The 11,250-nt window shown below is 62.0% G+C and carries 9 protein-coding genes; all 9 read right to left on the bottom strand.

Translation table 11 applies throughout. The features are described from left to right. Window positions 1-226 precede the first annotated feature (226 nt). Window positions 227-916, bottom strand: a complete 690-nt coding sequence (locus B2V90_RS07480; protein WP_228223057.1) for a response regulator — start codon at window positions 914-916, stop codon at window positions 227-229. Next, window positions 913-3,591: a sensor histidine kinase gene (locus tag B2V90_RS07475; protein WP_228223056.1), complete on the bottom strand. Its 2,679-nt coding sequence runs from the start codon at window positions 3,589-3,591 to the stop codon at window positions 913-915. The genes B2V90_RS07480 and B2V90_RS07475 overlap by 4 nt, the downstream gene beginning before the upstream one ends. Continuing rightward, entirely contained in the window at window positions 3,588-4,190 is a 603-nt protein-coding gene (gene kdpC, locus B2V90_RS07470) for a potassium-transporting ATPase subunit KdpC (protein WP_228223055.1), read from the bottom strand. The genes B2V90_RS07475 and kdpC overlap by 4 nt, the downstream gene beginning before the upstream one ends. Before the next feature lie 12 nt (window positions 4,191-4,202). Beyond that, a complete protein-coding gene (gene kdpB / locus B2V90_RS07465; RefSeq protein ID WP_293920712.1) occupies window positions 4,203-6,248 on the bottom strand; it encodes a potassium-transporting ATPase subunit KdpB in 2,046 nt (681 codons plus the stop codon). Window positions 6,249-6,260: 12 nt separating this feature from the next. Beyond that, complete coding sequence (gene kdpA, locus B2V90_RS07460; protein WP_228223053.1) at window positions 6,261-7,964, bottom strand: potassium-transporting ATPase subunit KdpA; 1,704 nt, start codon at window positions 7,962-7,964, stop codon at window positions 6,261-6,263. A 17-nt stretch (window positions 7,965-7,981) separates the two neighbouring features. Beyond that, a complete protein-coding gene (gene kdpF, locus B2V90_RS07455; RefSeq protein ID WP_009823688.1) occupies window positions 7,982-8,071 on the bottom strand; it encodes a K(+)-transporting ATPase subunit F in 90 nt (29 codons plus the stop codon). 105 nt (window positions 8,072-8,176) lie between these two features. Continuing rightward, complete coding sequence (locus tag B2V90_RS07450; RefSeq protein ID WP_228223052.1) at window positions 8,177-9,028, bottom strand: TorF family putative porin; 852 nt, start codon at window positions 9,026-9,028, stop codon at window positions 8,177-8,179. A gap of 304 nt (window positions 9,029-9,332) precedes the next feature. After that, window positions 9,333-9,782, bottom strand: a complete 450-nt coding sequence (locus B2V90_RS07445) for a transposase (RefSeq protein ID WP_228223050.1) — start codon at window positions 9,780-9,782, stop codon at window positions 9,333-9,335. A gap of 358 nt (window positions 9,783-10,140) precedes the next feature. After that, window positions 10,141-11,130, bottom strand: coding sequence for an NAD(P)H-dependent flavin oxidoreductase (locus B2V90_RS07440; RefSeq protein WP_228223049.1), 990 nt, complete (start codon window positions 11,128-11,130; stop codon window positions 10,141-10,143). Window positions 11,131-11,250: the final 120 nt, after the last annotated feature.

Below are 11,250 nucleotides of genomic sequence, written 5' to 3'. Positions count from 1 at the left end.
GCCCGCCCCAGTTCGACAATCCAGCGGGATCGCGATGACGGCGGCAACTGACCAATATCTGGACCAAGGATCCATCTTTTGGCTGTGCGCATCAAGCCACATTTGCTTCCGGTCAGTTTGCCGCTCATCGACTTGGCAACGACTAACGACCGCACCCTGCGATCGGCTCTGGACTATCACCCATATCAGCCACCTCGACAGGACAACATCGGAACGTCAGTGGCCCTTAGTTGTCCGCCATCAGGCGATAGCCTACGCCCAGTTCGTTGATGATAAGCGCTGGGCGCGACGGGTCGGCCTCCAGCTTTTGGCGGAGGTTGCGCACCACGATACGTAGATAGTCGATACGACGATCAATCTCATGGGGCCATGCAGCCGCCAACACGCGCTGGTGCGTGACGACCCGTCCGGGATGTAGAGCAAGCTGGCTAAGCACCTCGAACTCCTTGCGGGTAAGATGCACCTCTTTGCCATCACGGCGAACCTCTCGATTGGCGAGATCGATCGTCACGGTGCCGGCCAGCACGATCGGTGACGCGCCCTGCGCCTCGATGCGGGCGCGCAGGGTCGCGCGCAATCGGGCAAGCACTTCTTCGCTATCAAAAGGCTTGGTTACATAATCATGCGCGCCCAGGTCGAGCGCGGCTACCTTTTGATCCGTAGATTCACGCGCCGACAGAATGATGATCGGCGCAGGGCATCGCTGCCGCAGGAGCGTCACGATTTCCAGGCCGTCGCGATCGGGCAGCCCCAGGTCGAGAAGAATGGCGTCCGGTGCGCCATTTTTCGCCTGCTCCAGAGCCTCGGCCGCCGTCGTAGCTTCGATGGGCACATAGCCCGCGCGCACCAGCGCGCTTTCCAGCAGGCGGCGAATGTGAAGGTCATCGTCGACGACCAGGATGCGGTTTGCGGTCATATATCAAGCGTTTCCTCCGGTGGCCGCACGAGCAATCGTTCCGGAAAATCGATGCTGAAACACGCGCCATGGCCATCGTCGCGATTCTGCGCCTTTACGGTCATGCCCATTGCCTCGGCAAAGCCCTTGACGATCGCCAGCCCCAGACCCGTGCCACTGGTGGACCGATCGGAACCCTCCAGGCGGCGGAAAGTTTCGAATACCTCTGCTTCTCGACCCGCCGGAAGCCCCATGCCGCAATCGATGACCGACAGGACGAGCCCGTCGATGGTCCGCTTCGCGTGGATGATGATGGCTGTTCCAGGGTCGCCATAGCGCCCCGCATTGTCGAACAGGTTGAGCAGGCAATGATGGAAAAGCTGCGGATCCACCATCACCAGCGGCAGGTCGGGCGCGACATTGAGTTCTATAGGATGCCCATCAAGCGAACGGCGAGTGTCATGGACGGCGCCACTGACGGCATCGGTAAGATCGACCGGTTCGAGATGGAGTTTAAGCGCGCCAGCCTCGACGCGGGCCATATCGAGCAGGTTGGCCACGAAGCGGTTAAGGCGGGTCGCCTCGCCCTCCAGCGTGTCGAGCAGCGGATCGGGATATTTGCGGCGCAGTTCGCCCGCCGCCGCCAGAACCGATGTCAGCGGCGTTCGCAAGTCGTGACTGACTGAAGACAAAAGCGCGGACCGCAAACGTTCGCGCTCCTGCATGGCGTCGATATCACGCATCTCGCTTTCCAGCCGAAGGCGCTCAAGCGCGAGGGCAGTCTGATCGATGAGACTGCCCAGCAATGGCAACTGGTCAGAGCGGACCGGGTCCCTGCCATCTTCCTGCGCGAGGCCCAGGACCGCCAATATACGATCGCCTGCCTGGACTGGCTGAAATCGCCAGTCGGACGCGGTAAGCGTGCCGGTGCCACGGCCTGCCGGCTGGCCAGTATCCTTGACCCACTGCGCCGCGGCCATTTCCATCGTTTCGAGATTTGGTCCGGCATGGCTTGAAGCCTTTATGGACAGTCCGGCGGACCCCTGTTCGAGCATGACGACGCGGAGCGACAGCAGGCGCGCAATCTCCACGCAGGCCGCATGCGCCACTTCTGCGGGATCCTTGAGCGATGTCAGGTGACGCAGATAGCCGGCCAAAGCGGCGTTGGTCCGCGCGCTTGCAGCGGCAAGGTCTGCCTGGACGCGAACGTGGGACGTGAGTTGGCTGGTGACGAAGGCAACGCCCAACAGCACGAAGATCGAGATGATGTTTTCCGGATTGCTGATCGTCAGCGTGCCCGTCGGGGGCAGAAAGAAGAAATTATAGGCAAGACTGGAAGCCAGCCCGGCAAAGAGGCCCGTGCGCAGGCCGAACAGGCTCGCCGCCGCCATGACCGGGACGAGATACAACATGCCGACATTGCCAAGATCAAGGATGTGGAACAGCCCAGACCCGATCAGCGTCACCGCCACCACCCACGCGAATGTCCAGAGATATCCCGATGGCGCGCCCCAGGGAGACATTGTTGAGCTTGGAAGTTGCGCGCGCCCTATGCCGCTGGGCGACTCTTCTTCGAATGGCAACACATGCACCGCAACGCCAGGCGTTTCGCGTACCAGTCGGTCCACCACCGATCCGTGTCGCATTTCGAACAGCCGCGACCGGACGGATTTGCCGACGATAAGCTGGGTCGCGCGAGCGTCGAGCAGGAAAGCTTTCAGCCCTTGGGTAACAGTCGAAGCGGGCACGGTGGCAACCTGTCCACCCAACTGGGTGGCAAGAGCAAGCACGGCCGCGATACGCTGATGCTCGTCCGGACCAAGCTGGCGCGTGCGCGCCGTTTCGACATGCACCGCTGTCCATGGCGCATGCAGCGCGTCCGCAATCCTCTTGGCCGCCCGCACAAGGCCGGTTGAGCCGGCAATTTCGCTGACAGCCACAACGATCCGCTCGCTACCCGCCCATGTGCCACCCAGCGCATTGGCCCGGACATGATCGAGCATCTGGGCGTCGACTGCCTGCGCCGCGCGGCGGAGCGCCAGTTCTCGCAGGGCGGAAAGGTTCGATTGCGAGAAGAAATGACCAAGTGCGCGTGTCGCTTCCTGCGGCAGGTAGACCTTGCCTTCCTTCAGCCGTTCGATCAGTTCGGCGGGCGGGATATCCACCACCTCAATCTCTGCCTGGTCAAGGATTGTGTCCGGCACCGTCTCACGCACGCGAACGCGGGTGAAGGAAGCAACGACGTCGTTCAGGCTCTCGATATGCTGGATGTTGACGGTCGAATAGACATCTATGCCGGCGTCGAGCAGTTCTTCGACATCCTGATAGCGCTTGGGATGGCGGCTGCCGGCAGCATTGGTGTGCGCCAGTTCATCGACCAGTGCGAGTTGCGGGCGGCGCGCGAGCAGTTCGTCCAGATGCATTTCGGTCAGCATGTGACCCTGATGGTCTATCGCGCGGCGCGGCAGGATTTCGAGCCCGCGCGTCAGGGCTTCGGTTTCGGCACGGCCATGGGTTTCGACGATCCCCACGACGACATCGACGCCGGCCTTGCTGCGGGCCATGCCTTGCGACAGCATCTCAAAGGTCTTGCCGACGCCGGGCGCGGCGCCAAGGAAGATTTTCAGCTTGCCCCTCCCTTCCTGCGCGGCTGCGCGCAGGAAGGCTTCGGGCGGAGGTCGATCCCGCTGCGTCAACGTGTCCCGCCGGTCCGCCGGTTCGCCAGTTGGTCAAGCTGCCGGTTGAGCGCCAAAAGATTCACGCGGTCTTCCCCCAGGAAACCCAGCAGCGGATGGTCGACATTCTGGTTCACCAGATCGCGTATCTGCGCTTCGGGCAATCCGCGGGCGCGCGCCACGCGTTTCACCTGCACAAGAGCGGAGGCCGGCGATAGATGAGGGTCAAGGCCCGATGCGCTGGCCGTTACGAGATCGATCGGTACTGGCCCGGTGATGCCAGCGTCCCGTTGCTTGTCGATGTCTGCGCGGACACGGGCGACCAGCGCCTTGGAAGTCGGGCCCAGGTTCGAACCAGATGAGGCAAGCCCGTCATAGCCTTTCCCCGCGGCCGATGGCCGCGTCTGGAAATAGCGATCGCTGACAAAAGCCTGTCCGACCACGCTCGACCCGACCACATGGCCCTGTGAGTCGCGGACCAGGCTGCCATTGGCCTGTGAAGGAAAGAGCGCCTGTCCGATGCAAGTCATGACCAGAGGATAGACGATGCCGAGCAAAAGGGCGAACAGGATCGTGAGAATGATCGCAGGCCGCATTGACGTGACGAAATCCTTATTCATTGGAGCGCCTCCTCAGGCGAGACCCAGGCCGCCAACGGCCAGGTCGATGAGCTTGATGCCGATGAAGGGCGCGACGAGCCCGCCCAGTCCGTAGACAGCGAGATTGCGGGCCAGCAGCGGGCCGGCGCCCATGGGTTTGTAGGCCACGCCCTTCAGCGCCAACGGCACCAGCAACGGAATGACCAGCGCGTTGAAGATGATGGCTGACAGGATCGCGCTTTGGGGGGTCGCCAGCCCCATGATGTTGAGCACGCCGAGGCCAGGATAAAGGGCAACGAACATCGCGGGAATGATGGCGAAATATTTCGCCACGTCATTGGCGACCGAGAAGGTCGTCAGCGCTCCACGGGTCATCAGCAATTGTTTGCCCAAGCCGACGACTTCGATGAGCTTGGTCGGATCGCTGTCCAGATCGACCATATTGCCCGCTTCGCGCGCCGCCTGCGTGCCGGTGTTCATCGCCACGCCGACGTCGGCCTGGGCAAGCGCCGGCGCGTCATTGGTCCCGTCGCCGCACATCGCCACAAGGCGTCCGCCCGTCTGTTCCTTGCGGATCAAGTCAAGCTTGTCCTCAGGCGTTGCCTGGGCCAGGAAATCGTCAACACCCGCCTCGGCCGCGATCGCCGCCGCGGTCAGCGGATTGTCGCCGGTAATCATGACCGTGCGGATGCCCATTTCGCGCAGTTCGGCGAAACGCTCCCGGATGCCGGCCTTCACCACATCCTTGAGGAAGATCGCGCCAAGCAGCTTGCCGTCCTTTGCAACCGCCAGGGGCGTGCCGCCGGCGCGGGCGATTTCATCCGTCACGCGCCGAAGTTCGGTCGCGGCCGCCATCCCGCTTGATCCAGGATTGGCCTTCAGGATCGAATCGACGGCCCCCTTCTGCACCAGCGAACCGGCGACCTGCACGCCCGAGATACGGGTTTGCGCAGTGAATGGGATGACCTCCGCGCCCTCGGGCAATCGGGTCGTATCGATGTGGAATTTTTCCCGGGCCAGAACGACGATCGAGCGCCCTTCAGGAGTTTCATCCGCCAGGCTGGCCAACAACGCCGCCTCCGCCAATGTTTCCGGCGTCGTGCCTGCCACCGGGCGGAACTCGCTTGCCTGGCGGTCGCCGACCGTAATCGTGCCGGTCTTGTCGAGCAGGAGGACGTCCACATCGCCGGCCGCCTCGACCGCGCGACCCGACTTGGCGAGCACGTTGAACCGCACGAGGCGGTCCATGCCAGCGATGCCGATCGCGGACAGCAGGGCAGCGATGGTGGTCGGGATGAGCGTGATCAGCAGCGCTGCAAGGATCGCGACGGGTATGCTGCCGCCGGCATAGCTGGCGAAGCTGGGGATAGTGCCGACCGCGATCAGGAAGATGATCGTGAGGCCGACGAGAAGGATGGTAAGGGCAATTTCGTTCGGCGTCTTCTGCCGTTCGGCCCCCTCCACCAGCGCGATCATGCGGTCGAGAAAGCCCTGCCCCGGCTCGGCCGTGATGCGCACCTTGATCTGGTCCGAAATGACCCGGGTGCCGGCCGTGACCGCCGACCGGTCCCCGCCTGCTTCACGAATCACCGGCGCGGACTCGCCGGTGATCGCGGCTTCATTGACACTGGCAACGCCCTCGACGACTTCGCCATCGGCAGGGATGAGATCGCCCGTTTCCACCAGCACGATGTCGCCGGCGCAAAGCTGGCTTGCCGGCACCTGCTGCAAATGGCCATTTTTCAGCCGTTTGGCGCTAAGCTCCGCCTTGGTTGCGCGGAGAGAGGCCGCCTGCGCCTTGCCGCGTCCCTCCGCCAGCGCCTCGGCAAACGTTCCGAAAAGCACCGTCAGCCACAGCCACATAGCAAGTTGCAGCTTGAAGCCGATGCCTAGGCTATCACCTCCCACCACGAGCAGGATCGTCATCAGCAGCGCGACGCAAGCCGTCACGAACATCACGGGGTTCCGGATCAACGCGCGGGGATGAAGCTTTTTGAACGCGTCGCCGATTGCCGGGATAATCAATTCGGCAGTGAACAGGGATTTGCCCGTCTGGGTCTTTGTGGTTGCGCGAGCCATGCGACGCCCCCCTTAAAAGAGTTGCCCGTCGATCATCGCGAGATGATCGGCGATGGGACCGAGCGCGAGGCTCGGCAGAAAGGTGAGGCCACCGACGATCAGGATGATTCCTACCAGAAGGCCGACCCAAAGAGGCCCGGTCGTGGGGAATGACCCCGCGCTTTGCGGCGTGTATGTCTTGGCCGCCAGACCACCCGCGATCGCCAGCATCGGCACGATCACGAAGAAGCGGCCCAACCACATCGCGATGCCGAGCAGGCTGTTGTAGAAGGGTGTGCCCGCAGTCAGGCCGGCGAAGGCGGAGCCGTTGTTGCCTGTAGCCGAGCTAAAGGCGTAGAGGATCTCCGAAAAGCCATGCGGGCCGGCGTTGAGGGGGCCGACCAGACCGGCGGGTAGGACTGCGCTGACGGCTGTGAAGCCCAAGATGCATAGCGGGAGGATAGCGATTGCGAGCACCGCCAGCTTTACCTCCCTCGCCTCAATCTTCTTGCCGACATATTCGGGCGTGCGCCCCACCATCAATCCGGCGACGAACACCGCAAGGATTGCGAAAAGCAGGAAGCCATAGATGCCCGCGCCCACGCCTCCGATGACGATCTCGCCCAATTGAATGTTGAACAGCGGGATCATGCCGCCCAGCGCCGTGAAACTGTCGTGCATCGCGTTGACCGCGCCGCAGGAGGCCGCGGTCGTGATGACCGAAAACAGGGCGCTGGCGGCGATCCCGAAGCGGACTTCCTTGCCCTCCATATTGCCGCCGGTCGTGCCGAGCGCATGGAGGACCGGGTTGCCGGCAGCTTCCTGCCAATATGTTACCGTGACGCCAGCCACGAACAGCACAAGCATCGCAGCCAGGATCGCCCAACCCTGCCGGCTGTTGCCGACCGCCTTGCCGAAGCACCAGGTCAGGCCGAAACCGATCATGAAGATCGACAACATCTGAACCAGATTGGTGAGCGCCGTCGGGTTCTCGAACGGGTGGGCCGAATTGGCATTGAAGAAGCCGCCACCATTGGTGCCCAACATCTTGATCGCTTCCTGGCTGGCCACCGGACCAAGTGCCAGGGTCTGCTTTGCACCTTCGAGCGTCATTACGTCGACCGACGCGGCCAGCGTCTGCGGAACGCCAGACGCTATCAGGAACAAGGCGTAGACGAAGCAGATCGGCAGTAGCAGATAGAGGGTGACGCGCGTCACGTCGGCCCAGAAATTGCCAAGCGATTGCATCTCGCGTCGCGCGAAGCCGCGAAACAGCGCGAACGCAAGTGCGATCCCGGTTGCCGCCGACAGGAAATTATGGATCGTCAGGCCAAGCATCTGGCTGAGGTTCGACAGTGTCGCTTCACCCGAATACCATTGCCAGTTGGTGTTGGTCGTGAAGCTGACGGCGGTGTTGAAGGCGCCGTCGGCGCCAATGCCAGCATAGCCCAGCTCATTGAGAGGCAGCAGTCCCTGCAGCCGCAGAACCGCATAGGTGAAGATCATCAGCACGAAATTGAACAGCAGCATATGAACGGCATAGCGCCGCCAGCCCTGTTCCTCCGTCGGATCGATGCCGGCGAGTGTGTAGAAGCCGTTCTCGACCGGACCAAGCACCCAGTGAAGCGGCGTGCGCCGGCCTTCATACAGCGCAAACAGCCAAGCGCCGACCGGCTTGGTCAGCACCAGCAGGATGCCCACGAAGACAAAAATCAGGATCCAGCCTTGGAAAGTCATGATATTGACCTCCCTTTCTAATATTTTTCGGGGCGGAGCAGCACCGCCACCAGATAGACGAGAAGACCAAGTGCGGTTACCGCAGCGAGCCAGAGATCAAGCGTCATCGCGTCACCTCACGCATGATCGCACAGTCGGGCATAGGCCAGCGTCGCCGCCAGCAGCCCCGCCATGGCACACAGCCAGAACAGATCCTGCATATGTCATCTCCTTCAAAATGCTGTGGAAAGTGAGAGGAGGATGGCGCCATCGGCGATGGAGCCCGAACCGTCCTGACCCTTGCTGAAACTGGGCTGGAGATAGGCCGCTTCGCGCCGCCCGATGTCGGTATCGACATAGGCGACGCCCAATGTCAGGTTGCGCCAGACCGCGTCCATCCCCACCGACCAATCCCAATAAGCGCCCGTCGGCGCGACGCTGGTCGCATTGGGTCCGAGCCCGCGGTTGCCGTCGGAATGACCGATATGCGCTTTGGCACTGAGCGGCGTGCCCTTCAGCGCGACGGCTGCATCTCCCCAGATGTAAAGATTGTCTCCCCTCGAGCCTGGATGGGTATAGGTGCCCGACACAGCATCGGCGCCGGTCCGATACCAGCGTCCCAGCGCTTCCTGTTTCGGAGCATAGGCCACGCCCGCCGTCAGCGACGTCGAGCCGGCGGTTCCAGAGAATTTGACATAGGGTTCGGCGAAGTCGGACTTGTCCGCTCCGCCGGGATACATGTACCAGGTCAGACCGACGTCGAGCGCCAAATTTCCGGTGAGCGACCGTTTGTAGCCGGCGAGGAGATCCAACTCCATATTGGCGCCGCCAAACGTCCCCCATCCAGATAAATTTGATGCCCAGGCGCCCGCATAAGCGCCATCCTTGTGCGTTAGGGTGATGCCGCCCTGGAGCGCCATGCGATCGTCGCTCTGTGATACACCACGGAAGCGGTAATCGGATATGAGCATTGCAGAACCGCTGACAGCGATGTCGGGTGCCGGTATCGCAGCATCCTGTGCGAACGCTGGGGCGACCGAAAGCAGACTAACAAATGCCGCAACAGGAGCGGGCGAGCGATGCATGATATCTCCCCTTCGAAGGGCGGCGGAGGCGTTCCGCACGCGAAATCGTGAGGTGACGAGATATTAGCTGACGGCGTTAAATATCGAGATGGGCGCCTGCCCATTTACATAGTATTTGCATATAGAATGACGGGGCAGAACATCCGGCATTTCGGGTCGGGTTGCCGACGAATGTCGGAGCAGCAACAGCAGGATCGGCAAGGTTGTGGGCAGGCGCGGGCCCTTGCCGCAACAACGCCTTGAGTTTGGCGAAGGCCATCTCGATCGGGTTCATGTAGCGGCTGTAGGAAGGCAGGTAGAAGAGCTATGCGCGCCGGGCGGTGATCGCCTCACGGATGCCGGGGACCTTGTGGGCGGGCAGATTGTCGAGCACCACGACATCGCCGCGCCGGAACGTGGGTGCCAGGACGTCGCGGACGTAGACCTGGAAGGTATCGCCACACATCGGCCCGTCGAGCACCCAGGGCGCCGTCATGCCCGTCAGGCGCAGGCCGGCGATGAAGGTCATCGTCTTCCAATGTCCGAACGGCATGCGATCCCGGCAACGTTCGCCGACCGGCGCCCAGCCATATAACCGTGCCATCTTGGTGTTGACCCCGGAATCGTCGAGGAAGACGAGGCTCTCAGGGGCGATGAACGGCTGTGCTGCCCGCAACAATGTGCGACATGCCGCCACGTCCGGCCGCGTCTGCTCGGCTGCGTGCAGGGCTTTTTTTTTAAACGACAGCCCGAGCCGCCGAACCGCATTCCACATCGCGCCGGTGCTGAGGCGGATGTCGCGTTCGGCCAGCAGCCGGCGTGCGCCTGCGCCTGCGTGATCCCTGGCTGCGCGCGAAACTGCGCCGCCAGCGCCAGTTCCTATGCCACCGAGAGTTTGCAAGGAGGACGACCGCGGTTCAGGTTGATCCCGCAATCACCCGCCAGTCACCGTCGAATCCGCGCCTTGTAGGCGATGCTATCTTGAAGATCACGGCAGCGTCGCGGACCCACATCCCGCCGTCCACCGCAGCCAGCACCCGATCGCGCAAATCCTGCGCGTAACTCTGAAAACACCCCGATCGAAGGCGAATGATCGCGCTTTTGTCACGATGGGAAAAGCAAGGCCCCCCGATTCATCCTGAAGCGGAAAGCGAAACAAGCGCGCGCAGCCGCCCAGTGATGATCTCTTCCGCTTCATCCATGATACGGGCCAAAAGCTCAGCAACGCTCGGCACGTCATGGATAAGCCCCTGCACCAAACCCGCGGTCCAGATCCCGTGATTGACGTCGCCGCACTGCAGCCCGTCGCGGCCACGTGCACCTTTGACCAGATGGGAAATTGCTTCAAACGGCCTGCCTTCCCGCTCGATTCTGATTGCTTCGAGCGACACAGCATTACGTGCTACTCGGGCGGTGTTGCGATAGCTGCGGAACAAGAGTTCGGTAGCACGCTCGTCGTTGGACACAATCGCCTGCTTGATATTATCGTGAATGGGTGCTTCTCGGGTTGCGCAAAAGCGGGTGCCCATGCTGATTCCGTCAGCACCTAGCGCTAGCGCCGCAACCAAGCCACGGCCGTCGCCGAACCCACCGCTGGCGAGGATGGGTACCGTTACCTTATCGGCAGCCGCAGGAATTAGGATCAATCCTGGAATATCGTCCTCGCCCGGATGGCCTGCGCATTCAAAACCGTCGATAGACAGTGCGTCCGCGCCAAGGCGTTCAGCCGCCAAGGCGTGTCGAACCGCGGTACATTTATGGATAACCTTGATCTGGTTTGCCTTGAAATGCGCAATATGTTCCCCCGGATTGTTACCAGCAGTTTCTACAATCTTCACCCCGCCCGCGATGATCGCGTCCCGATACTCGTCGTAGGGCGGCGGATTGATCGACGGAAGGAGGCTGAGATTGACGCCAAAAGGCTGGTCGGTCATCGACCGACATCGGGCGATTTCATGATAGAGAGCATCGGGTGTAGGTTGGGTCAGTGCGGTCAAAAACCCAAGGCCCCCTGCATTGGCCACCGCGGAGACAAGCTCTGCCACCCCGACCCATTGCATGCCGCCTTGTACGATAGGATGCCGGACCCCAAACGTGCTGGTGAAGCGCGTTTCCATAAGCATTCCCTCCTAGTCAAAAACAGATTTCATCCGCTTGGATGGATGTTGCCACTATCGCCTGCTTTGAGTTCATAAGGTCGGCTTAAGTGGTGGGAGGGATGCCCTAGGGTCAGGACCCATTGA

It is taken from the genome of Sphingobium sp. UBA5915, assembly GCF_002431195.1.
GTDB lineage: Bacteria > Pseudomonadota > Alphaproteobacteria > Sphingomonadales > Sphingomonadaceae > Sphingobium > Sphingobium soli.
This window is presented reverse-complemented; position numbering and strand designations above follow the sequence as displayed.

What these genes read in the sequence shown, in the direction of transcription:
- B2V90_RS07450 (WP_228223052.1), bottom strand. Translation starts at nt 9,028, where the DNA reads ATGCATCGCTCGCCCGCTCCTGTTGCGGCATTTGTTAGTCTGCTTTCG.
- B2V90_RS07440 (WP_228223049.1), bottom strand. Translation starts at nt 11,130, where the DNA reads ATGCTTATGGAAACGCGCTTCACCAGCACGTTTGGGGTCCGGCATCCT.
- kdpC (WP_228223055.1), bottom strand. Translation starts at nt 4,190, where the DNA reads ATGAATAAGGATTTCGTCACGTCAATGCGGCCTGCGATCATTCTCACG.
- kdpB (WP_293920712.1), bottom strand. Translation starts at nt 6,248, where the DNA reads ATGGCTCGCGCAACCACAAAGACCCAGACGGGCAAATCCCTGTTCACT.
- B2V90_RS07480 (WP_228223057.1), bottom strand. Translation starts at nt 916, where the DNA reads ATGACCGCAAACCGCATCCTGGTCGTCGACGATGACCTTCACATTCGC.
- kdpA (WP_228223053.1), bottom strand. Translation starts at nt 7,964, where the DNA reads ATGACTTTCCAAGGCTGGATCCTGATTTTTGTCTTCGTGGGCATCCTG.
- kdpF (WP_009823688.1), bottom strand. Translation starts at nt 8,071, where the DNA reads ATGACGCTTGATCTCTGGCTCGCTGCGGTAACCGCACTTGGTCTTCTC.
- B2V90_RS07445 (WP_228223050.1), bottom strand. Translation starts at nt 9,782, where the DNA reads ATGTGGAATGCGGTTCGGCGGCTCGGGCTGTCGTTTAAAAAAAAAGCC.